The organism is Hyalangium sp. (assembly GCF_045802625.1).
Lineage (GTDB): Bacteria > Myxococcota > Myxococcia > Myxococcales > Myxococcaceae > Hyalangium.
The window spans coordinates 1-21776 of record NZ_JBJMQP010000188.1 but is presented as its reverse complement, the minus strand read 5'-3'; the positions used below and the strand labels follow the sequence as shown (position 1 = coordinate 21776).

Sequence of the window (21776 nt, the reverse complement as noted above, 5' to 3'; positions counted from 1 at the left end):
CGTCCTGGCCGTCACTCCCAGGGCACGGGCGATGCTGTTGGCGCTCTCCCCTTGGGCACTCCACAGCACGATAGTAGCGCGCAGGGCCTCGCCCCGGCGGCCATCGCGCACTGCTCGTTGGAGCTCACGCCTCTCGGATGGAGTCAGTTCGATGCGGTCGAAGTTGCAGCGTTGTCGCTGCTCTTGCTACCCACCTCAGAGGGAGGCAGTCATGCTACCCCCTGAACGGAATTACCTTCCCTGGCTTAGGTTTGGATTCCGGTAGAGTTGCTCTCCCATCAACAACTCTCGGATTCGATCATGATCCAGCCTAAAGCGGACATGGCGGGGGCGGTAGAATGGGATGCCACTTGGGTCGGAAGCCGGTTTCACATCTGTGGCTGAGAGGCGAGCAGGAAGATGACGCAATGGTGCCAGGGGCTCTCCTGTGCTGCGCGCCACCTTATGGCGCACATGAGCGAGCACCTCATCTGCTTGGGATACCAACTCCTTCACCACAAAATCGACCACAGGCTGGCGGCACAGCAGCGAGAGAATGTCTTCTTGTCCATGCCGCTCCCAGCGTGCCTTGCGAAATGCTTCTCGAAGCTCCTGGGCGCGGAAACCGGGCTCGATGCCCACATGGTCGATGGCCACCTCGCTGGCAAGGCATGGATCGAGTGCACTCCATCCTGCCGCGCAAAACAGGTATGCCAAGGCTGCGCTTCGTATCCGGCCACCACGCTCTAGCAATTCTTCCGGTGCCGCAGTAACTGGTCCTCCTTCTGCCTCTAGCAGATCCACTCCGGCACCGATACATCGCGCCAGGGTCGTCAGTCGGCTCCAGGTTAGCCAAGTGGCTCCGTGTTTTTTGGTGAGGCCGACGAGGGTGTTCTCCAACTGCTGCAACCCGGTGGGCCACGGCGGAGGCTTCCAGAGAGCGCCCAGCCGGTCGAGCGCGCGGTGCATCATCCAGAGGACGAGACTCCGCCGATCGGAACTCTCGATCCTTTCTGCACGCCGGGCCAAGTCAGGGCGAGCCAAGTGGACCTGCTCCAAGGTGTTGCGGGGCTCGGTCGCAGCGCTTGTGTAGGAGAGATCCTCGGGGGCAACCTGCTTCATCCAGCACACGCCACAGGCACGTACTCCCTCCCGCACAAAGGGGGCGGTGACTAGGATGAGTGCCTCGCTGGGGCTCAAAGAGCCGTTCTGATTGCCTATAAAACGCTCAAGCTGTGCAAGGACCCGTAGTGGGTACTGTTCGTCTCGCCACGGGTCCTCGGGGATGGCCGCTTCGGCCTCGGCCCACGCGTTCCAGCAGACCTGCGCCATCTCTCCTGCAAGTTGACGTAAGGGTTTCAGGGACTCCGCTTGGGCATTCGCGGCATTCCAGATGACTGCGTCCTCAACTGCTGCACGCCAAGTCCGCAGTTTCGTCTCGGGAGTCCCCGGGCTTGTTTCGATGGCTTTCTCCACACTCGTGTGCCTCTGAATGCGACGATCCAATAGCCTAGGAGGAGTGTGCGAAAGGTCATTCTCCAACTCGTACGTGTAGTCTGCCGTCAGCCGCCAGCTATTGTCCTGCAGTTTGACTGCCAAGCGTGGCCAGAGCGTGAGATACGACTGTCCGTTGTTGTCAACGGACATTCTCCCGGCGGTGTAGCCATGCTTCCGACTAACATCCTTGCCTGGTAGTTTCTCCAGACCGAATAGCGAGACCCCTTGCAGGAGGCGCTGCTCCTTGCCAAAACCCCGCCTATGCTCTTGTGCGAAGGCCTCGTGGAGATGGCCGCAGATGTGTGCGACAAAGCGCTCTCCTACTGCCATGTCCCCTTGGTAATGGCTGAGAGCTTCGGAGCTCAACCAATCCGGTGGATGATGGGTGAGCAGGAAGGCGAGAGTACTCTCATTCAAGAAGTCCGGGGCTGAGCCGCCGCACGCCTTGTGGAGTTGCTTGACATCTAGCCACAGTCGCTTCTCAGACTTGTCATCCACGTCCAAGAAGGCGGTGTTGAGTCCCACGAAGCCAAAGCGGAGCCCTTCCTTCTCCAGGACGTAGGAAAACTCTCCTGGCAAGAGTCCCTTTTGCAAGCCACTCTGGGGGCGCAGGGGGCATCGCTCCCACCACTTCGTGTACTCTGTGAACGGTCCTTCCACGTCGGCCACCCGTTGCTGCTTGCCCTCAAAGAGAGCCCTTCGCAGGTCGTCCGAGTCCCGCATGGCGCCAACTGTTTCCTCTGCCTTGCTGCGGTCAAGGTCATGGTTACCAGGCACGGAGAGGAGTATGGGCGCATTGGCATCAGGCCATTCTTCTCGGAAGACCTTCCAGATGTTCTCCAACTCCACTGAGGCTTGCTGGTACTGAGACTCCTTGCCGCTGAACGCCAAGTCCCCGGTGAAGAGCACGACGTCCCACGGTTCGCCGTGAATCTCCTTCTGTGCCCGCGCCAGCTTGCGCAGATCTTTTAGGAGGAGATCCTTCACGTTGGGCCAGAGCCCATCGTCTTTCTGCCCTATGTGCCAGTCGGTGAGGTGGAGCCAGTTGAGTGCGGTCACACGCCCAACCTACCATTCATGGTGTGCGCATCCCACACCGAGCATTCACTTCGGCCAGCGGAACGCCCATGAAGTCGACCGCCGTCTTCTCGTTGTACAACTCGACTCGGATCCTGCTCTGGGGCTGTACGGTCTCCGCACCCAAGGACTATGGATGCCACCCCGTCATTGACGGGCGTGCGCTGGCCCACCTGTAATCCCGGATGATGCTCCCGGCGAGCGGGTGGCATGGCCAGGAGGCTCTAGATGCCACGTTGGGCGTTGGTGGTGCTGTTCGCGTTGTTGGTGGGTTGTAGCGGGAGCAGGCAGCGGGTTCGGCTGGACACGGGCCAAGGGGAGCCTCGCGTCCACGTCGCGCGTGCCGAGGTAGAGCCCATCCAGGTGGGCGACGAAGAGTTCCAGCAGGCCATCCCGAAGCACGCGCGCAGCGTGCCCACTCCCGAGCGGTCCTTGGAGTTGGCTCGGCGGCTCTTCGGAGTGCCCGAGCGCAGTGGCTGGTATCACTATGAGCGCAAGAGCCGGAGGGTGGTGCCGCTCGGAGCGCAGGGCGAGTTGAAGTGGGAACTCTCGCCCGCCGAGGCGGAGTTGAACCGCCTGTATCTCCTTTGGTGTGGCCGGGCCTGGGGACCGCCCGCACGGGATTGCCTGCACCTGTTGGTGGACAGCCCCGTGCTGGACGGCGACGGCAAGTACGCCCTGGCCATGGCCATCGCCCAGGGCGCGGTGCTCGGAGAGATGAAGCAAGCCTTCGGGCGCATGGTGAACCCCGAGGCCGTGGCTGCCACCCTCACCAGCGCGATCACCGTGTACCTCATGCTGTGGCTGTTGCCCGAGCCCATCAGCAAGGGTGTGGCGGCGCTGATGACAGTGGGCTTGGTGGCCTACCTGGGCTGGGACCTGGTGTGGAAGCTCATCGATGGGTGGCGCGAGCTGGTAGAGCAGGTGGATCGAGCCACCACGTTCGAAGAGATCCGGACCGAGGGGCTGAAGTTCGCCCAGGTAATGGGGGACAAGGGGACCAAGGCGCTGGTGATGCTGGCGACGCTGGCGGTGGGTAACACCGCGGCGGGCATGGCAGCGGAGATGCCGACACTGCCGGGTGCAGGACAGGCGAGCGTGGTGGCCGAGGTGCAACTGAACCTCCGCTATTCGGCGTCGGCCCTGTCCCAGGTGGAGTCGGTGGCGATGGATGCCGAGGGCGTCACCGTGGCGTTGGCTCCGGGGGCCGTGGCCATGACTGCGCGCGGCAACTCCGGCGGCGAGGCTGACGCGAAGGTTGCTCCGCCCAGCTCCGGTGGCCCGGGTGAATGGGTCGAGGCAGATGAGTACATGTCCGAGAACTCTCGGAACTATCAAGCCCAAGTGACTGGAGCACCCAAGGGCTACGCCTACCGCGTGAAACAAGGTGACGAGGAGGTGGACTTCGATGGCTTTGACCAGGGGGTTCTGCTCGAGGTCAAGGGCCCCGGCTACGAGCAGTGGGTCACCCGGAAGTTGGACTTTCTGCCGAACTTCAAAGGTCGCCTCAAGCTGCTGGATCAGGCAAAGCGCCAGCTCGGAGTCGCCCAGGGAAGGCCCATTCGGTGGATCGTTGCCGAAGAGAAGCTCGCTGGGGCACTCAAGAAGATGTTCGCATTCAACAATCTCAGGATCGAGGTTGTTCATGTTCCTCCTTCCCGATGAGGAGGAGTAGCTCGATGATAGAGACCTACGAGACCTACTACGCTGGCTCCTACTGGAGTTCCCGGCCCGAATCCGCTGAGGCTTGCGCACGTCGTGCGGAGCGCTTCTTCCACCTCTTGGGGCGTTGCGACCCGGCGTGGACTCGCTGGTATGAGACAGCAGACTCCTTCGAACTCGAAGAGGCACGCAAACTCCGGTTCACGACGGACGCGGCGAACTTCCAGAAGCTGTTCGGAAGGAAAGAGAACCGGATCGGTGATGGCTTCACTTTCGGGCTATGGACTGGTGACACCATCGAGGAAGCGTCCAGTGTGGACGGAGGCTGCGGCTCCGCAAACCAGTGGCTTTCTTCCTGTTGTGTGCTCAAGCCTTGCGATGAGGGGCCTATTGGAGAACGGGTACTGACCGCTCCCGTGATGGTCGAAGTGTTGCGCGCCATGGCCTTGGCCTGGGACCCGGAGTGGGGCGTGGCGACCTCGTACCAGCACTTGGAGATGTTGGCGCCGCAGGTCATCCCCGCAGGTACCTTCGTGGGCTGGGTGATGTACTTCTCACGCCTGCGAGGCGCGGTGCCCCCACTGCCAGCCCCCGTGCGCATCGAGCCAGTGGAGGACCGGGGCACCCTCGTCATCCTCACCCCCGACAGGTTCACCGCCTCCAACCCGGAGCACGTCGCGCTGGCTGCTCGCGTCCACGAGCTGCTGAACCGCGCCGGCCTGCTGCGGCCGTTACAGCCTTGGCCTTCAGGAACTCCCCACCGGTCCTGACCGGTTAGGAGCGCCCCCACCTCACCGCTCCTAACCGGTTAGGAGCGCCCCCCCACCTCACCGCTCCTAACCGGTTAGGAGCGCCTCATTGCTCTCCAAGTACCTGTTTTCACACGGCACCGCTGAGGCTATCCCCAGGAACCTACCGGGGCGCAGGGTGTCGCTTGTGTGAGGGGCTGGAGGTGGGGGTGTGTTTACGTCCAGCAGGGATGACAGGTACGTAGCAGGTGCGTTTGAACATGTGGCCTCCACTGTCCTCACATTCCTGGCCAGTGAGTGAAAGCTCCAGCCAGCAAGCTCCATTGAGGGCCACCTGCCGCTTGTGAGGGCATCGCCCCTTCGCATCGGGCCGCGCTTGCTCTTCCTCGGGTTCGGGAGGTGTGTCCTCCGCCATCGCCTCCGGGGCCTGGAGCCCAGGAGCTGAATTCGTGGAGGCGGATGCCAAGGCCTCCGCGAGCCCGGCAGTGCCAGCATCCGGCTGCTCGGCTCCCGTCACGCGTGGCTGTTCAGGGGAGGATGGCGCCACGGGCTTGCCGGGAGACAGCCACCACACCCACGTGGCCAGAATCAGGCTCGCGGCGGTTGGCACCAACCAAGGCCGCCAGGGTCTCGCGCGAGCGGCAGCACTGGCCCGTCCCGCGGAGGCCCCGCGGAGAGGAGAGTGCAGAGGAGCGCTGGGCGCAGGGGAGACAGAGGACGGCTCGGAGGGCCGTGCCGCAGGCGCTACCTCCGCGATGCTTCGTGGAGGGCTCTCCGCACGAGCGTGCGCTTGGGCCTGTTCGAGCGCCTCAGCCAACTGCGCCGCCGTGCCGCGCTCCCGCGGGCGTACCGAGAGCAGGCGCAGAATCAATGCGCCCAGCCCCGGTTCAACGTCCCGCAGCTCGGCGGGAGCGAGCACGCAGTCCAACCGCCAGAGTCCGTGCTCATCCTTCCGAGGTTCTGGGAGCTCGGGGTACTTGCCTGTCATCAGGCGGCAGGCGGTGACGCCGAGCGCGTAGAGATCATCCGCCGGCCCTGCGGCATAGCGGGCCGAAGCGTCTCGTGAGAACTGAAGCTCGAAGAGCCAGGACTCCGGGGAGCGGTAGGCCGGAGTGCCCGGGTACATGGCAGGGGGAGTGAGCGTGGCGGTGTCCGGGTAGATGCCCGAGCCGAAGTCGGTGAGCACGGCACGGCCATCGGAGCGGCGCACCAGGATGTTGTCACCTTTAACGTCTCGGTGGACGGCGGCTCGAGCGTGCACGGCCTGGAGCGCCCGCGCGAGCTGGGTCAGCAGGCGCGGCACCTGCGTGGAGGTGGCCGGAGTCATCCGGGCCCATTCATACAGAGGCACGCCGTCCACCCACTCCATCACCAAGAAGGGGTAGAGGGCGCCGCTGGGGTGGTGCCACTCCCCGGAGTCCCAGAGGCGAGGAATGCTCGGATGGCGCATACGGGAGAGCAGCTCCACCTCGCGAGCGAAGCGCGGATCTCCCGGTATCAGCGCCATCTTGAGCGCGACAGGAGGCGCCAGCTCGGAGTGCTTGGGCACGGCGCGGTACACGGCGCCGCAGCCACCGCGTCCGGCCCAGGCCACCACGCGCCAGGAGCCCACCACCGTGCCCGGAGGCAGCATTGCGGGGTGCAGCATGGAAGGGGGTGCTCTCTCCATCGGGAGCCTCGTCGGGGTGAGGGCGCCCCCATGCTACGGCAGGGGCGTGGCAAACTCTCGGCGAGGCTGTTAGCGCGAGCCGGCGAAGCGCAGGTGCTTGAACCACGAGGGGCCGCTGCTCGCGGCGTTCGAGGCGAGGGCGAGCGCCTCCGAGAAGTTCGTGGAGGTGTCGCGGAACTCGGTGTTGTACCCGTGGAGCAGCTCCAGCTCCCAGAGGCTCACCAGGGTCGGATCCGAGCCGAGCACCTCCTCCGGCGGCGGTGTCTGCGCCTGAGGGCGGGTGGTCTCGGTGATGATGATCTCCAGCGGCACGGCGCTGTGCTCGGGCGCTGGAGGTGGAGGCGGCGCGCGGAGCAGGAACAGGGCCAGCAGCGCGTGGAACACGAAGCTGGCGCTCAACGCCAGGATGAGTCCACGGGATCTGGAGCGCTGGGCCTGCTTCATCGCGAGCTCCTCATATCACCGGCGGAACGTGTCGGTGGCCTCCACGAGCGCGGAGGTGGTGCCTGGCTCGTAGGCCGAGTGCCCTGCATCCGGGATGATCCTCAGCGCGGCCTCTGGCCAGGCCTTGTGCAGCGCCCAGGCGCTCTCGATGGGGCAGGGGATGTCGTAGCGGCCCTGGACGATGACGGCGGGGATGTGGCGGATGCGCGGCACGTCCTCCAGGAGCTGGGTGTCGCTGCGGAAGAAGGCGCGGTGGACGAAGTAGTGGCACTCGATGCGCGCGAAGGCGAGCGAGTACTCGTCCTCACCGTAGTGCGAGATGAGCTCCGGGTCGGGCAGCAGATAGCTGGTGCGTGCCTCCCAGATGCTCCAGGCCCGCGCCGCCTCCTGGCGCACCCGCGCGTCCTCGCCCATCAGCCGCCGGTGGTACGCGTGCAGCAGATCGCCGTGCTCCTCGGGAGGGATGGGCGCCAGGAAGTCCTCCCACGCATCCGGGAAGAAGGTGTGCGCGCCGTGCTGGTAGAACCAGCGGATCTCCTGCTGGCGCAGCAGGAAGATGCCTCGCAGCACCAGCTCGGTGACGCGCTCCGGGTGCTTCTGCGCGTAGGCCAGCGCGAGCGTGCTGCCCCACGAGCCGCCAAACACCATCCACCGCTCGAGGCCCAGGTGGCGGCGCAGCGTCTCCATGTCCTCCACGAGGTGCCAGGTGGTGTTCTCCTCCACGCTGGCGTGGGGCGTGCTCTTGCCGCAGCCGCGCTGGTCGAACAGGACGATGCGGTACGCGGCCGGATCGAAGAACTGGCGCTGCCTGGCATCCGTGCCACTGCCCGGCCCGCCATGGACGAACACCACGGGCTTGCCCTTCGGGTTGCCGCTCTCCTCGAAGTACACCTCATGGAGGGCGGACACGCGGAGGCGGCCGGTGTTGAAGGGCTCGATGGGAGGATAGAGCGAGCGGAGCGCGGTGGAGGGCATGAGCGGTTCGTATGACGAGAGGAGGCTCCACACCCTAGCAAAGCGCTGGCGCCTGCCTGCCTGCCCTGCGTCCGGACGGTGAGGACCCCGCTGTTCTTGCTCGTGGGAGTGAACATCTCATCCGTCATGAGTGCGACCCGATTGACTTCCCAGCGACAGCAGCAGGGGCGGCTCCGGAAGTTCTTTCACGAGAACGGGCTGTCCATCGTGATGCTGAGCCTGTTCCTGGTGTGCTGGGTGGGGCAGATCCTGACGGGGTTGCACTCGCGCAACGAGGACCGGCGCGAGCACGGGCAACCCCCCCAGGGCCTGGGTGCGTACCTGGAGTCGGGCGCGTTCATCGAGGCGACGTTCGAGAACTGGGAGAGTGAGTTTCTCCAGATGGGCGCCTTCGTCCTCCTCTCCATCTTCTTCAAGCAGAAGGGCGCGGACCAGTCGAAGAAGTTCTCGCAGGAGAACGGGGTGGACAAGGACCCTCGGGCGAACGCCCGCCCGGACTCGCCCGGCCCGGTGCACCGGGGGGGGCTGGCGCTCAAGCTCTATTCGAACTCGCTCACGCTGGCGCTCTTCGGCCTGTTCTTCTTCTCGTTCGCCATGCACGCGCTGGGCGGAGTGAAGCTCTACAACGAGGAGCAGCTCCAGCACGGCCAGCAGGCGGTGACGTTCTGGCAGTACGTGACGGGCTCCCAGTTCTGGTTCGAGTCCTTCCAGAACTGGCAGAGCGAGTTCCTCTCCGTGGGAGTGCTCGTCATCCTCTCCATCTTTCTGCGCCAGAAGGGCTCGTCGGAGTCGAAGCCGGTTCACGCGCCCCACCGGGAGACAGGAGGAGGCTGAGAATCCCCAAGGGGAGGCGCGGTGGACAAGATGCTGGGAGACTGTCTCGCGTCAACCTGACCCCCGCGACGGCAGGGCGAGGCGCAAGCGTATCGATCCATTCCTAACGTGACTTCATGAAGGCTCGTTCGCGCCAGCCGTCGTGGAGAGAGTGGCTGCTGCTGGCTCTGGCAGCCATGGCTTGTTTCTGCTCTCCCAGCGCGGAGGCTCCTTCCTCGGAGGATTCTCCCGCGGGGGCTGCACCGGAGCCGGATGTGCTGCTGCCGTGGAACGGCCCTCCGGTCTGGGCGGAGAGTCCGATGGTGAAGATCCGGCCCGAGACCGCGCCGGGCTCCGAGCGCGAGCTGTTCCTCTTCGCCGGGCGCAACGAGTTCGTCTCCTTCCAGGTGGCCTTCCACGGAGGGCAGACAGGCTGGAAGGTCGCCAAGGTGAGCCTGACGGATCTCCAGGGCCCGGACATCATCTTGAGCAAGGACATCACGCTCTATCGGGAGGCCCTCCTCGACATCAAGCGGCCCTCCGGGGTGGATCTGATGACGAAGGGGCGCTGGCCAGACGGGCTGATCCCGGATGTCGATGAGTTCACCGGCGAGCAGCGCAGCGCCTTCCCCTTCGCCGTCCCTCCGGGCGAGGCCCGGGCCCTCTGGGTGGACGTGCACGTCCCGGAGGACGCGAGCGTGGGCGACTACCGGGGGGTGATCCTCGTGACGACGCAGGACGGCTTGACCGTGGACCTGAGGATCCACCTCACCGTCGTGGATGCGCTCATGCCGAGCACTCCCTCGATGAAGACGGCGTTCTTCCTGGGGCCTCAATATGTCTGCCAGGCCTATACCGGAAGGCTGGATTGCGACGAGCGCACGCTGGCGCAGCTGCTCCCGCTCTTCCACCGGTTGGGGCTCGAGCACCGCATCTCCCTGGCCGGAGGCTTTCCGAACCTGTCGGATCACATCAACTGGGAGCTGCAGAACTGGACGACCTTCGAGATGCTCTGGGGACCGTTCCTCGATGGCACCGCGACCCTGCGCCTGCCCGGAGCGCACGTGACTGCCTGGAAGTTCATGGGCCCGTTCAGCGTCCAGGCCATCACGAACTTCGCGCAGGAGAGCCGCGCCAGGGGCTGGTTGCCCCGCGCCTTCGACTATGTGGGGGACGAGCCGCCGTACTGGGCCTCCTTCGATCAGGTGCGGCAACGGGCGGCCCGGACGCGGCAGGCGGCACCCGAGCTGCGGACCCTGCTCGCCTCCAATATCGACGTGCTCTCGTCCCAGCAGCTGGAGGAGGTGATCGACATCATCGCCGTGCTGGTCAACCACATCGACCGGCCGCCTCCCTACGGCGGTGATCAGCGGCCGCGCTATGAGGAGTTCCTCTCGCGTCCGAACCGGGAGCTCTGGCTGTATCAGAGCTGTGAGAGCCATGGGTGCGTCGGCGTGTCGGTGCCGGAGAATCGGCCGGGACAGGGCTGGCCCTCGTACATGATCGACCGTGCCGCCACGAAGGCCCGCGCCATGCAGTGGTTGTCCTTCCTGGAGGGCGCCACTGGCGAGCTCTACTACCAGACGGTGGCGCGGCTCGACACGGCGTGGACGGACCAATACCTGTACTTCGGCAACGGGGACGGCACGCTCTTCTACCCGGGGACGCCAGCGGCCATTGGAGGGACCACGCAGATCCCCGTGCCGTCCCTGCGCCTGAAGCTCATCCGCCTGGGGCTCCAGGACTACGAGTGGCTCAAGGCCGTGAGCGACGCGGGAGATCCGGACTACGCGCAGAGGGTGGCGCGCCGGGTCCTGCCCGTGGCGTGGCTCGTCCCGGATGACGGGGCGCTCTTCGAGGAGGCCCGCCTGTGCCTCATCCACCGCTACCTGGAGCTCACCGGCCCCGTGCAGCCCATCAAGAATGCTCCCTCGATGGGTGTGCCGTGCCCCGAGGACTTCGACGTTCCTCCCGAGGGGGGCTGAGGGCTCAGGTGGGGCCCTGCTCGGCCGAGGGCGGAGGGACGCCCTTGCCCGCGTGGGCGACCATCTTCACCTCCGAGCGGTCATCCAGCGCGAACCCATCTCCCTTGGGCTCCGTCTCGGTGACGGCGATGACGTCTCCGCGGTGGAGCTTGAAGAAGCGCTCGTTCTTCTCCGTGCGGTGCTTCTCCTGGAGCGCCAGCCCCACGCGGCCCTCGGGGCCACAGCCGATGTAGCGCTGGCGGCCCTTGCCCTCGAGCGGCTCGGAGACGATGCGGAACAGCCGGCCCTGGGGCAGCTCCGGCCAGGCCTCACCCTGGGGCGCCAACATCAGGTAGCTCATCTTCAGGGACTCCTTGTGGAGCCCCGCCGCCCGCGCCAGCTCCTCCACCACGCGCGGCATGGGCCAGGGGCGCTCCGCGTGGCACCAGTCGCTCTCCTTCAGCAGCGCGGGGCAGTTGCCTCGGAACATGCACGGGGCGCGCACCCCGTAGCCCTTGCCCACCAGCACGTCCCGGACCTTGAGCAGCGCGCGAGAGGTTTCCCGGAGCGCCGGCTCCAGCACCAGCAGGCTGCCGCCCTTCTTCACCTGGGCCAGCACCTGCTCCAGCAGCGCCGCCCGAGGGCCGATGGCGCCGTCTCCCGTCCCATACAGCTCGTTGAGGACATGGCCCAGGGTGATGAGATCAAACTGGCCCTCGGGAGGCGCCGCCTTGCGAGTGGGGTCCCACTCTCGGGTGGCGAGCGCCTCGCCTGCCTCGGCTGCGAGCGCACGGGCGAGCGTCAGCGCTGGCTTGCTCCGGTCCGCGGCCGTCACCTCGGCGGCCCCCGCGTCCAGCGCGGCGAAGGCGAGCGGACCCGGCCCACTGCCCAGGTCCAGCACCTGGCGGGGACGGTGGGGCAGCTCCCCGAGCGCTTGACGCGCCTGGGCATAGGACACCGGCCAGTAGAAGAGCAGGTAGGCCCCGAGCAGCTTCGGGTCATCCATGTACCGGGCGCCGGCGAGCTGCCGCTCCCGGGTGAGCCCGAGCGACAGCTGCTTCACCCCCGCGCCCACCTCTTTGATTTCCTGGGGGGTGAGGCGTGTCTCCGGCCCATCGCCCTTGCGGCGGGCCTGTCTCCAGACGGCGATGAGCCGCGGAATCCACCGCTCGAGATCCTTGCTATAGGCGTCGGCCATCGACATTGGCTCCAAACGAGGGGTCGCCTCCGAGGGGCGACCGCGTTAAACCCTGTCCCACATGATTTCCGTTCGAGGGCTGCGCAAGCACTACAAAGTCCACAAGCGCCCGCCCGGCCTCCAGGCCGCCTTCCGTTCGCTCTTCCACCGCAACTACACCACCGTGAAGGCGGTGGACGGCATTTCGTTCGAGATCCGTCCGGGCGAGCGGGTGGGGTTCCTGGGGCCCAACGGCGCGGGGAAGACGACGACGCTCAAGGTGCTCTCCGGGCTCTTGCACCCCTCCGAGGGCGAGGTGTCGGTGGACGGCCATGTCCCGCGCCACCGCGAGGCGGCCTTCCTGAAGAAGATCATGCTCGTCATGGGGCAGAAGCAGCAGCTGCTCTGGGACTTGCCTCCGGCGGAGACGTTCGAGCTCAACCGCGCCATCTACGACGTGCCCCGCGAGCAGTTCAAGCAGACGCTGGATGAGCTGGTGGCGCTGCTGGAGCTGGAGGAGCTCATCCAGAAGCCGACGCGGCAGCTCTCGCTGGGCGAGCGGATGAAGTGCGAGCTGGCGGCGGCGCTCATCCACCGGCCGAAGCTCTTGTTCCTGGACGAGCCCACCATCGGCCTGGACGTGTCGATGCAGGCCACCATGCGCTCGTTCATCAAGGCGTACAACGAGCGGTACGGCGCCACGCTCATCCTCACCAGCCACTACATGGACGACGTGGCGGCGCTGTGCCCGCGCATCATCGTCATCGACAAGGGCCAGCTGACGTACGACGGAGGGCTGGAGGCGCTGGTGCAGCGGGTGCGGCCCGAGAAGCGCGTGGCGTTCCGGCTGAAGGAGCCGGTGGAGGCCGCGCGGCTGACTCCGCTGGGGCGGGTGGTGACGCACGAGGCCACCGAGGCGGTGCTCCAGGTGCCTCCGGAGGCGCTGAGCGCCACCATCAGCCGCGCGCTGGCGAGCCTGCCGGTGACGGACCTGACGGTGGAGAACGCGCCGCTCGAGGAGGTGATGAGCGAGCTGTTCTCCGAGAACAAGGCCCGCAGGGCCGCCGCGGCCAGCGAGGTGGGCTCGTGAGCCTGCGCATCACCCTCCGCGCGCTGCCCACGCTGCTGCGCGTGGGGTTCTCCGAGGCGCTCGCCTACCGGGCCGAACTGCTCGTCTGGGTGCTGTCCACCACCATGCCGTTCATCATGATGGCGCTGTGGACGGCGGTGGCTCGGGACGCGCCGGTGGGCGGCTACGGCACGCAGGGCTTCGTCGGCTACTTCCTGGGGACGTTCGTGGTGCGCCAGCTCACCGGGGCATGGGCGGCCTGGCAGATCAACTTCGAGGTGCGCCAGGGCACGCTGGCCATGCGCCTGCTGCGGCCCATCTCGCCGCTGTGGTCCTACGCGGCCGAGAACCTGGGCGCGGTGCCCATGCGCGTCATGGTCGCGGTGCCGGTGGCGGTCATCTCGGTGCTGCTGGTGGGGCCTGGGGCCGTGCCCCAGCACTGGTGGGGCTGGCTGCTGCTGGGGGTGGCGCTGCTGGGCGGCTGGCTCATCACCTTCCTGGCCAACGTGTGCATCGGGACGATGGCGCTCTTCATGGAGAGCAGCCAGAAGGTGATGGACATCTGGCTGGTGCTGTTCTTCGTCTTCTCCGGGTACATGTTCCCGGTGGCCATCGCCCCCCCGTGGCTGCACACGGTCGCGGACTGGCTGCCCTTCCGCTACCAGATTGGCCTGCCGGTGGAGCTCATGACGGGCCGGCACGAGTGGCAGGAGGCGCTGACGCTCGTGGGGCGCCAGTGGCTCTGGGTGGGGGTGCTGGGAGCGCTCTCGGTCACCCTGTGGCGGCGAGGCCTGCGGCGCTTCGCGGCGTATGGAGGGTAGGGGGATGCTGCGACGCTATCTGAGACTGCTCGGGGTGCAGCTGCGGTCCGCCAGCCTGCTGGCGCTGCAGTACCGGGGTGACTTCCTGGTGGAGGGCCTCATCTCCCTGTTCTGGACGTTCACCGCCCTGGCGCCGCTCTTCGTCGTCTACGGCGAGCGCAAGGCCATTGCCGGCTGGAGCTTCGGCGAGGCGCTGCTGGTGGTGGGCTGGTTCACGCTGCTGCAGGGCGTGCTGGAGGGCGCGATTACGCCCAGCCTCAACAGCGTGGTGGAGCACATCCGCAAGGGCACGCTGGACTTCGTGCTGCTCAAGCCGGCGGACGCGCAGTTCCTGGTGTCCACCACGGGCTTCGAGCCGTGGCGCGCCACCAACGTGCTCACGGGCATCGCCATCTTCGCCTACGCCTTCCACCTGCTGGGGTACGGGCCGTCCATCCCGGGGCTGTTCGCCTCGGTGGTGCTGCTGGGCACGAGCACGCTGCTGCTGTACTCGATGTGGATCCTCACGGTGAGCGCCGCGTTCTTCGTGGTGAAGGTGGACAACCTCACCTACTTCTTCCAGTCGATCTTCGACGCGGCGCGCTGGCCCTCGGCGGTCTTCAAGGGAGCGCTGGCCTTCGTCTTCACCTTCATCATCCCCCTGGCGCTGATGACGACGTTCCCGGCGCAGGCGATGCTCGGGAGGCTGCCGCCCACGGCGCTGGCGACGGCGGTGGTGGGCTCGCTCGTGTTCGCCTTCATCTCTCGCCGCGTGTGGCTGCGCTCCATCGGCCACTACACCTCCGCGAGCAGCTGAAGGCCCGCCTCCCTCCGGGAGCACGGGTCTGTCCGGCGACGGACATCCGGCGCGAAATCCGACTTCCGGGGATTCCGACCAATACCCATCTCACTCCCACCGCTGGTGCAGCGGCGCCCCCATCTGCGTTCGCATCCGCAACTGCTGGGAGGGGCCGGGAGGGTGTCGATGAGTTCGCGAGTCGTGGTGATTGCTCTGCTGGCGCTGTCCGCGTGTGGCCCCTCCGAGGGGACCGAGCCCGAGTCCACCGGCTCCGGGACGACGGGGGCCGAGGGAGTCGAGTCGGGCCGCTTCATCCCGCCCGAGTACGTCCCGGTCGCCAGCTGCCTGACGAGTCCGGACCTCCAGGGACGCACGGAGGCCGAGGTGCAGGCCTGTGCCGGTGAGCCGTGCTCGCAGGCCGTGGAGCACACCGACCCGATGGTGACGCTGTCCTGGCGCCTGTACTGCGCCGAGCCGCGCTGCGCCCAGGACTGCTACTGGCACGTGCGCGTGTACTTCGAGAACGGGAAGGTGAGCTACACGCGCGTGCGCCACCCCTGAGCTGGCTACTTCTCCGGTGGCCCCTGGGGGCTGGGCGTGAGCCCCCGGAGCGGAGTGTCTCGGCCCAGGACGATGAAGGGTGCCCAGTAGTGGGGGTGGGACTGAGTCTGCCGGAGCGCGCGCATGGCCTCGCGCATCGCCGCGGCGCGGCCCTGGCCCGCTAAGAGGTTGCGGTAGTAGGCCTCCATCAGTGTGCTCGTCGTCTGGTCCTCCACCTTCCACAGACTCATCACCACCGTCTCCGCTCCGGCGACGATGAAGGCCCGGCGCAGGCCATAGACGCCCTGGCCCGTCTTCACGTCGCCTCGGCCGGTGTCACAGGCGGACAGCACCACCAACTGGGTGCCCCACAGGTCGAGGCCCGCCAGCTCCAAGGCCGTCACCAGGGCGCTGTCGGGCGAGGGCTGGGCGGAGTTGGAACTGGAGGTCGTCAGCGCGCTGGCCCCGGCCAGCAGCAGGCCGGAGCGCAGCAGGGGATCCGGGGGACGCGAGGCGGCAGGGTCGTCGCCCAGCGCCCCGAAGTGGGCGATTCCACGGGAGCCCTCGGGCGCGGGAGCGTCCTCCAGGAAGAAGCCATGGGTGGCCAGGTGGAGGACGCCGGGAGTGAGCAGGTGCAGCAACCGCTGCTTGGTGGCCTCTGTGCCCAGGAAGAGCTGGGCCTGGGGAAGCAGCCGCTGAATGGCCTCGGCTTCCTTGCGGGTGCCCGGCAGGGGGACGGTGGCCCAGGCTCGGTACGCCGGATTCTCGCGCAGTGAAGAGAACAAATGCTCAACGGAGGCAGAGCGCTCGGCGTGCGCGGAAGCCTGCTCAGCGGAGGGAGCGGGCGGCGGGAGCGAAGCGTTGAAATCCGGGTCAGCGAGGACGACCACGGAGGCAGCGGGGGCGATCTCCTGGGGGCGAGGCAACAGATCCTTGCCGGAGGTGAGGTAGGTGAAGTCGAAAGTCTCCACGAGGAACTGGTGGCCGTCGTGAAGTGCGGCGAAGGGCACCAGGGCCAGCTGGCCGTCCGGTGAGAGGAACAGGCGGCGGGTCTTTCCCAAGAGCGGAAGCAAAGGCCGGAACGCGAGCCGGTACAGGGCCTGGGCGTGGGCCTGGAAGGCGGCGTCCTGGTTGGCCAGCGCGGCCCGCAGGCTCGCGGCGGCCGAGTTCATGGGCTCGGCGGGGCCCAGATCCAAGGCGCGCGTGGTGGCGTCCGGAAAGAGCACCAGCGCCAGGTAGCGTGACTGTGCCTGGGGTGTGCCCTTGGACACCAGCGGGCGGTCCTCATAGGAGATGAACTCGACGAGGGCGCCATCCTTGGGCAGGGTCTGGGCGACACGCTCCACAATGTCCGCGGGAGACGGCAGCGTGGACAGCGCGCGCAGGGGAGCGGAGCGCCTAGCCAGATCCGCCTCGAGGGCGTCACCCTGCTCGGTGAGCTCTTGGAGTTGGTGTTGGTAGTCTGCCGGTTTGAGCGAGCCCGGGCCTTGGAGCGAGAGCTTGGCCAACTGGGTGCGCAGCCCGCGCAACCGATCGAAGGCGTCGTGCTCCTGGGGCCCCAGGCTCCGGTAGACAGTCCGGGAGATGTCGGCCGTCTCCTCCACGGAGCGGCCCTTGAGGAGCAGCGAGGCGCTCAGGGCCAGGTGCCTCACGCTGGCGTTGTCCGGATGCGCGCGCAGCAACGCATACAGGAGCTCCTCATCTCCGCGCAGGAACTGGAGGAAGCGGGCCAGGCGCGACTCGGAGAAGTCGAGCGCCTCGTGGCGCAGGCGCTGCTCGGAGATGCCGAAGGCGCGCGTGAACAGCGGGACGGCCGCGCCGAGGCGATGTTGGGCCAGTTTGAGCAAGCCGAGGCTGTTGAGCGATTCGGCGACGCTCGGATGGTTCTTGCCCAAGGCCGCTTCGAAGATGGCGAGCGCGCGCTCGTGGAGCGGCTCGGACTGGCTGTACAACCCCTGATTCCAGCCAAGAACTGCGAGGTTGCTGAGCGATTGGGCCACGCCGGGGTGGTTCTTGCCCAGGGCTGCTTCCCGAATGGCGAGCGCGCGCTGGTAGAGCGGCTCGGCCTGACCGTACATGCCTTGGCGCATGTAGAGGAGGGCGAGGTTGTTGAGCGCCTGGGCGACGTCGGGATGGTTCTTGCCGACGGACTCTTCCAAGATGGTGAGCGCGCGCAGGTAGAGCGGCTCGGCCCGGCTGTACAGCCCCTGCTCCTCGTAGAGGAGGGCGAGGTTGTTGAGCGCCGCGGCGACGTCGGGGTGGTTCTTGCCGAGGGTCTCTTCCCGGATGGCGAGCGCGCGCTGGTAGAGCGGCTCAGCTTGGCCATACAAGCCCTGGTCCTGATAGAGGTTGGCAAGGTTGCAGAGCGAACCGGCGACGGAGGGATGATTCTTGCCGAAGGCGGCCTCGAAAATGGTGAGCGCGCGTTGGTAGAGCGGCTCGGCCCGGCCGTACTGCCCTTGGGAGTAATAGATGGAGGCGAGGTTGTTGCGCGAGTTGGCGACGAAGGGGTGATTCTCGCCGAGGGCCGCTTCGAAAATGGCGAGCGCACGCTGGTGGAGTGGCTCGGCCTGGCCGTACATCCCTTGGGAGTAGTAGAGATTGGCCAGGTTGTTGAGCGATTGGGCGACGGAGAGGTGGTCCTTGCCCAGGGCCGCCTCCCGAATGGCCAGCGCGCGCTGGAAGAGCGGCTCGGCCCGGTCATACCTCCCCAGATCATTGTAGAGATTGGCGAGGTTGTTGAGAGAATCGGCGACGTCGGGATGGTTCTGACCGAGGGCCGCCTCTCGAAGGGCAAGCCCGCGTTGAAGCAGCGGCTCGGCTCGATCAAAGTCCTTCTGAAGCCGGAGTAACTTCCCGAGCAAGTCCAGACATTGGGCGACTTGGGGGGCCGTGCCCCCGAGAATCGCCTCGCGCAGCGCGAGTGCATGTTCAGCGGGTGCCACGGCCTCGGCGTACTTGCCCGCCTTATCGAGCGTCTTCGCCTCGTCATAGGCTTTCTGCGCCTCTTGTAACCGCGCGTCCGGCGGCGTCTCCCCGGCCGCCACGCTGGTTGCACAGCACAGGACTGCTACCGCGATCCATCCGAGCATCTTCCGCATGTCTTCCTTTGGGTCCTCAAGAGAGGGCTGGCCCCGGGTCCGTGGATGCGAGGGCATGCGGGCAACTTATCAGGTAGGGTGGTTTCTCGTACTCCCTGGGTACGAAAGGGTACCCTGGCCTGCTAGGGACTGCGCGGGAGCTCCACCGGGTGTGCATTCATGAGGGCCCGCAACTGTTTGAAGGGAATTGGGGGCTGCTGGCCCGGGAGCTTCTGGGGACTGGGAGCCAGGGCGCGCAGGGGAGCGTCGCGGCCCAGGACGATGAAGGGCGCCCAATAGTGAGGATGGGGCAAAGACTGACGTAACGCTCGCATCGCCTCTCTCATCGCCGTGGCGCGGCCCTGCCCGGCCAGCAGGTTGCGGTAGTAGGCCTCCATCAGCGTGCTCGTCGTCTGGTCCTCCACCTGCCACAGGCTCATCACCACCGTCTCGGCTCCGGCCACCACGAAGGCCCGGCGCAGCCCGTAGACACCCTCGCCGAGCTTCACATCGCCGCGGCCGGTGTCACACGCGGAGAGCACCACCAGCTGGGTGCCCCAGAGATCCAGCCCTGCCACCTCCAGCGCCGTCACCAGGGAGCTGTCGAGCCGGGACGAGGCGGCGCCCGCCGGGGGCCAGGCCTGGGCTTGCGTCCCCGCGAGGATCAGCCCGGAGCGAAGCAGGGGATCGGGCGTGCGATGGGCGGAAGTGCTCTCGTCCAGGGCCCCGAAGTGGCCGACGGCGCGGGAGTCCTCGGGGGCAGGAGCATCCTCGAGGAAGAAGCCGTGGGTGGCGATGTGGAGGACGGCGGGAGTGGGCAACTGCATCAGGCGCTGCTTGGTGGCCTCGGCTCCGAGGTAGAGCTGGGCGCTGGGCAGCAGGCGCTGAATGGACTCCGCCTCCTTGCGGGTGCCGGGCAGGGGCACCCAGGGGCGCTCCGCTCCATCCGAGCGCAGCCCCAAAAACACGTCCTCGAGGGAAGCAGAGCGCATGGCCAACGGCAGCGCGCGCCCCGAGGAGGCGGGAGGCGTTGAGAAGGGGGAGCTGAACTTGGGATCCGCCAGGACGACCACCCCGCCGTGGGGAGCCTTCTCCGGGGGCCGCGGCAGCAGATCCTTGCCCGAGGTGAGATAGATGAAGTCGTAGGCGTCGATGAGGAATTGCTTCCCGTCGTACAGGGCGGCGAAGGGCACCAGGCCGAGCTGACCATCGGGCGAGAGGAAGAGGCGATGAGTGTCGCCGAGCAGCGGCCGCAGCGCCTGGAAGGCGAGTTGATAGAGGGCCTGAGCGCGCTCCTGGTAGGCGGCGTCTTGGCGAGCCAGGGCATCACGCAGCCCCAAGGCAGCGCGGTCGATGGGGTCCGCAGGCCCGAGGTCCACCGCCCGGATGTGGCCATGGGGCAGGAGCACCAGCGCCAGGTAGCGCTGCTCGTGGGGGACGTCTGACGCGGGGGTGCCAGGCTTCACCACGAGCGAGCGCTCCGTATAGGCGATGAACTCCACGAGGGCGGCGTCCTGGGGCAGGGCCGCGGCGACCTGATGGACGATCCTGGAGAGCGCCGGCAGCGCCGTGAGCGCGCGCAAGGGAGCGGAGCGCTGGGCCAGATCAGCCTCGAGCGCCTCGTCCTGAGAGGCGAGCGCGTCAATGCGCTGTTGATAGTCCGCCAGGTTCTGGGAACTGGGGCCTTGGAGGACCAGCGTGGCCAGCTGGGTGCGCAGCGCTCGCAGCTGCTCGAAGAGGGTGCGGTCCACGGGGCCGAGCCGGTGGTAGAGGGTATGGGAGGTGTTGGCCAGCTCTCCGGCGGAGCGCCCCTTGAGCAGGAGCACCACGCTCAGGGCCAGGCGCCGCACGTCCTCGTTCTCCGGGTGGGCGCGCACCAGCGAATAGAGGAGCTCCTCGTCGCTGCGCAGCTGCTCCAGGAAGCGGGTGAGGCGGGCCTCGGAGAGGTAGAGCCCCTCCTGCCGCAGCCGCCGCTCGGAGATGGAGAAGGACTGGGTGAAGAGCGACACGGCGTCCGCGAGCCGATGCTGGGCCAGGTGGAACCGGACGAGGTTGTTGAGCGTGGGGACCATGCTGGGGTGGTCCTTGCTGAAGGCCGCTTCCCGGATGAGCCGCGCGCGCTGAAGCAGCGGCTCGGCCCGCGCGTACAGCCCCTGGGCGTCATAGAGGCTGGCGAGGTTGTTGAGCGAGGCGGCCACGTCGGGGTGGTCCTTGCCCAGCGCCTCCTCCCGGTTGGTGAGCGCGCGCAGGTAGAGCTGCTCGGCTCGGCTGTACAAGCCCTGCGAGTAGGCGAGGTTTCCCAGATTGTTGAGCGCCTGGGCGACGTGGGGATCGGTCTTGCCCAGGGCTTCTTGCCAGATCACGAGCGCGCGCTGGAGCAGCGGCTCGGCCCGAGTCGGCGTTCCCTGGGCGTAATAGAGGTTGGCCAGGTTGTTGAGCGAGGCGGCCACGTCGGGGTGTTTCGGGCCGAGCACCTCCTCGCGGATCGAGAGCGCGCGCAGGTAGAGCGGCTCGGCTCGCGCGTACGACGCCTGGGCGTAATAGAGATTGGCCAGGTTGTTGAGCGAGGAGGCCACATCGGGATCATTCTTGCCGAGCACCTCCTCGCGGATCGCGAGCGCCCGCTGATGGAGCGGCTCGGCCAGGGCCGGCTCCCCTTGGATGCAGTGAAGAATGCCCAGCAGATCCAGCGCGTTGGCCACCGCGGGATCGCCGCTGCCGTCGAGCACCTCTTCCGCGAGCGCGAGCGCCTGCTCTCCTCGCGTCAGGGCGGCGCCGTACCGGCCCGCCTCATACAGCGTCACTGCTTGGTCGTAAGCGGCTTGGGCTTCTTGCAACGGTTTGCTGGTTTCCTCCCCGTCGGCCACCGCCTCCTCCGCGCAGCAGAGGACGAAGGCGACCATCACCCCCATGAGAACCCGCGTCATCTCTCCCCCTGGAACCCAAGCTGATGCTCCAGAAGCATAAGGAAGATTGAGCGCTCATCAGCTTTTCTGAATCAGTCTCCCGGCGCCCCCAGCGCGGCATACCCAGGCGTTGGGCGGGCCCGCCCGTGCGGATTTTCTGCATCATTTTCCGAGTCACCGGCTCTCCATGCCGGAGGCGGTGGAGCTCTTTGCGAGCGAGGGGGCGTGAGTCGAGGGAGGGTATGCACACGAGTGCCGGAGGCGGCGGACCGGGGGGGCGCCGCCGGAGGAATTCGAGTCCACGGTCCGGGGCCCACCGCCTCCGGAAGCGCCCGTGCTTCGCTGGGAGCGCGGGCGCGTTGTCCAGGGCGCTACGGGCGCGCAGCGGGCGGGGAGCTTGGTGTGAGCGAGCGCAGAGGCGCGTCACTGCCCAGGGCAATGAAGGGGGCCCAGTAGTGGGGGTGGGGCCGGGTAGTACGCAGCGTGCGCATGGCCTCGCGCAGCGCGGTGGCGCGCCCTTGGCCCGCCAAGAGGTTGCGGTAGTAGGCCTCCATCAGCGCGCTCGTCGTCTGGTCG

At 67.1% G+C, this 21776-nt stretch carries 17 protein-coding genes; 9 read left to right on the top strand and 8 right to left on the bottom strand.

The window, feature by feature from the left end:
• Positions 1-231: 231 nt before the first annotated feature.
• The gene (locus tag ACJ8AT_RS31520) at positions 232-2535 is read right to left on the bottom strand and encodes a metallophosphoesterase family protein (protein ID WP_407741646.1); all 2304 of its coding nucleotides are present in this window, start codon (positions 2533-2535) and stop codon (positions 232-234) included.
• 68 nt (positions 2536-2603) lie between these two features.
• Here ACJ8AT_RS31520 and ACJ8AT_RS31515 point away from each other — a divergent pair, with 68 nt between their 5' ends.
• Genes ACJ8AT_RS31515 through ACJ8AT_RS31505 form a run of 3 tightly spaced genes read left to right on the top strand, consistent with a single transcriptional unit; the run spans position 2604 to position 4985 of the window.
• The gene (locus ACJ8AT_RS31515; protein WP_407741645.1) at positions 2604-2732 is read left to right on the top strand and encodes a hypothetical protein; all 129 of its coding nucleotides are present in this window, start codon (positions 2604-2606) and stop codon (positions 2730-2732) included.
• 49 nt (positions 2733-2781) lie between these two features.
• Entirely contained in the window at positions 2782-4218 is a 1437-nt protein-coding gene (locus ACJ8AT_RS31510) for a Tox-REase-5 domain-containing protein (RefSeq protein WP_407741644.1), read from the top strand.
• Between the two features lie 14 nt (positions 4219-4232).
• Complete coding sequence (locus ACJ8AT_RS31505; protein WP_407741643.1) at positions 4233-4985, top strand: immunity 52 family protein; 753 nt, start codon at positions 4233-4235, stop codon at positions 4983-4985.
• A gap of 142 nt (positions 4986-5127) precedes the next feature.
• On the opposite strand, the gene ACJ8AT_RS31500 is transcribed toward ACJ8AT_RS31505, so the two are convergent.
• The 3 genes from ACJ8AT_RS31500 to pip form a co-directional block, all read right to left on the bottom strand.
• Entirely contained in the window at positions 5128-6612 is a 1485-nt protein-coding gene (locus ACJ8AT_RS31500) for a protein kinase domain-containing protein (RefSeq protein ID WP_407741642.1), read from the bottom strand.
• Between the two features lie 90 nt (positions 6613-6702).
• Positions 6703-7077, bottom strand: coding sequence for a hypothetical protein (locus tag ACJ8AT_RS31495; RefSeq protein ID WP_407741641.1), 375 nt, complete (start codon positions 7075-7077; stop codon positions 6703-6705).
• A gap of 15 nt (positions 7078-7092) precedes the next feature.
• Positions 7093-8052: a prolyl aminopeptidase gene (gene pip / locus ACJ8AT_RS31490; RefSeq protein WP_407741640.1), complete on the bottom strand. Its 960-nt coding sequence runs from the start codon at positions 8050-8052 to the stop codon at positions 7093-7095.
• Positions 8053-8193: 141 nt separating this feature from the next.
• On the opposite strand from pip, the gene ACJ8AT_RS31485 reads away from it, so the two are divergent.
• Both ACJ8AT_RS31485 and ACJ8AT_RS31480 read left to right on the top strand, forming a co-directional pair.
• Complete coding sequence (locus ACJ8AT_RS31485) at positions 8194-8886, top strand: DUF6766 family protein (protein WP_407741639.1); 693 nt, start codon at positions 8194-8196, stop codon at positions 8884-8886.
• A gap of 299 nt (positions 8887-9185) precedes the next feature.
• Positions 9186-10850 carry a glycoside hydrolase domain-containing protein gene (locus tag ACJ8AT_RS31480; RefSeq protein ID WP_407741638.1) on the top strand — a complete coding sequence of 555 codons (1665 nt, stop codon included), beginning with the start codon at positions 9186-9188 and terminating at the stop codon, positions 10848-10850.
• A 4-nt stretch (positions 10851-10854) separates the two neighbouring features.
• Here the strand turns inward: ACJ8AT_RS31480 and ACJ8AT_RS31475 are convergent, their stop codons facing one another.
• Positions 10855-12027 (bottom strand): small ribosomal subunit Rsm22 family protein, encoded by a 1173-nt coding sequence (locus tag ACJ8AT_RS31475; RefSeq protein ID WP_407741637.1) that lies wholly within the window; start codon positions 12025-12027, stop codon positions 10855-10857.
• Between the two features lie 61 nt (positions 12028-12088).
• Here ACJ8AT_RS31475 and ACJ8AT_RS31470 point away from each other — a divergent pair, with 61 nt between their 5' ends.
• The 4 genes from ACJ8AT_RS31470 to ACJ8AT_RS31455 all read left to right on the top strand — a co-directional run bounded on the left by ACJ8AT_RS31470 (position 12089) and on the right by ACJ8AT_RS31455 (position 15235).
• Complete coding sequence (locus ACJ8AT_RS31470) at positions 12089-13096, top strand: ATP-binding cassette domain-containing protein (protein ID WP_407741636.1); 1008 nt, start codon at positions 12089-12091, stop codon at positions 13094-13096.
• The gene (locus ACJ8AT_RS31465; protein ID WP_407741635.1) at positions 13093-13896 is read left to right on the top strand and encodes an ABC transporter permease; all 804 of its coding nucleotides are present in this window, start codon (positions 13093-13095) and stop codon (positions 13894-13896) included. The genes ACJ8AT_RS31470 and ACJ8AT_RS31465 overlap by 4 nt, the downstream gene beginning before the upstream one ends.
• A 4-nt stretch (positions 13897-13900) precedes the next feature.
• A complete protein-coding gene (locus tag ACJ8AT_RS31460; protein ID WP_407741634.1) occupies positions 13901-14692 on the top strand; it encodes an ABC transporter permease in 792 nt (263 codons plus the stop codon).
• 168 nt (positions 14693-14860) lie between these two features.
• Entirely contained in the window at positions 14861-15235 is a 375-nt protein-coding gene (locus ACJ8AT_RS31455; protein WP_407741633.1) for a hypothetical protein, read from the top strand.
• A 5-nt stretch (positions 15236-15240) separates the two neighbouring features.
• Here the strand turns inward: ACJ8AT_RS31455 and ACJ8AT_RS31450 are convergent, their stop codons facing one another.
• The 3 genes from ACJ8AT_RS31450 to ACJ8AT_RS31440 form a co-directional block, all read right to left on the bottom strand.
• Positions 15241-18315, bottom strand: coding sequence for a tetratricopeptide repeat protein (locus ACJ8AT_RS31450; RefSeq protein ID WP_407741632.1), 3075 nt, complete (start codon positions 18313-18315; stop codon positions 15241-15243).
• A gap of 122 nt (positions 18316-18437) precedes the next feature.
• The gene (locus ACJ8AT_RS31445; RefSeq protein ID WP_407741631.1) at positions 18438-21221 is read right to left on the bottom strand and encodes a CHAT domain-containing tetratricopeptide repeat protein; all 2784 of its coding nucleotides are present in this window, start codon (positions 21219-21221) and stop codon (positions 18438-18440) included.
• A gap of 350 nt (positions 21222-21571) precedes the next feature.
• The coding region (locus ACJ8AT_RS31440) for a CHAT domain-containing protein (RefSeq protein WP_407741630.1) at positions 21572-21776 on the bottom strand (205 nt) is incomplete at its 5' end.

What these genes read in the sequence shown, in the direction of transcription:
- ACJ8AT_RS31495 (WP_407741641.1), bottom strand. Translation starts at nt 7,077, where the DNA reads ATGAAGCAGGCCCAGCGCTCCAGATCCCGTGGACTCATCCTGGCGTTG.
- ACJ8AT_RS31460 (WP_407741634.1), top strand. Translation starts at nt 13,901, where the DNA reads ATGCTGCGACGCTATCTGAGACTGCTCGGGGTGCAGCTGCGGTCCGCC.
- ACJ8AT_RS31450 (WP_407741632.1), bottom strand. Translation starts at nt 18,315, where the DNA reads ATGCGGAAGATGCTCGGATGGATCGCGGTAGCAGTCCTGTGCTGTGCA.
- ACJ8AT_RS31470 (WP_407741636.1), top strand. Translation starts at nt 12,089, where the DNA reads ATGATTTCCGTTCGAGGGCTGCGCAAGCACTACAAAGTCCACAAGCGC.
- ACJ8AT_RS31515 (WP_407741645.1), top strand. Translation starts at nt 2,604, where the DNA reads ATGAAGTCGACCGCCGTCTTCTCGTTGTACAACTCGACTCGGATCCTG.
- ACJ8AT_RS31505 (WP_407741643.1), top strand. Translation starts at nt 4,233, where the DNA reads ATGATAGAGACCTACGAGACCTACTACGCTGGCTCCTACTGGAGTTCC.
- ACJ8AT_RS31475 (WP_407741637.1), bottom strand. Translation starts at nt 12,027, where the DNA reads ATGGCCGACGCCTATAGCAAGGATCTCGAGCGGTGGATTCCGCGGCTC.
- ACJ8AT_RS31455 (WP_407741633.1), top strand. Translation starts at nt 14,861, where the DNA reads ATGAGTTCGCGAGTCGTGGTGATTGCTCTGCTGGCGCTGTCCGCGTGT.
- pip (WP_407741640.1), bottom strand. Translation starts at nt 8,052, where the DNA reads ATGCCCTCCACCGCGCTCCGCTCGCTCTATCCTCCCATCGAGCCCTTC.
- ACJ8AT_RS31480 (WP_407741638.1), top strand. Translation starts at nt 9,186, where the DNA reads ATGGTGAAGATCCGGCCCGAGACCGCGCCGGGCTCCGAGCGCGAGCTG.
- ACJ8AT_RS31510 (WP_407741644.1), top strand. Translation starts at nt 2,782, where the DNA reads ATGCCACGTTGGGCGTTGGTGGTGCTGTTCGCGTTGTTGGTGGGTTGT.
- ACJ8AT_RS31445 (WP_407741631.1), bottom strand. Translation starts at nt 21,221, where the DNA reads ATGACGCGGGTTCTCATGGGGGTGATGGTCGCCTTCGTCCTCTGCTGC.
- ACJ8AT_RS31500 (WP_407741642.1), bottom strand. Translation starts at nt 6,612, where the DNA reads ATGCTGCACCCCGCAATGCTGCCTCCGGGCACGGTGGTGGGCTCCTGG.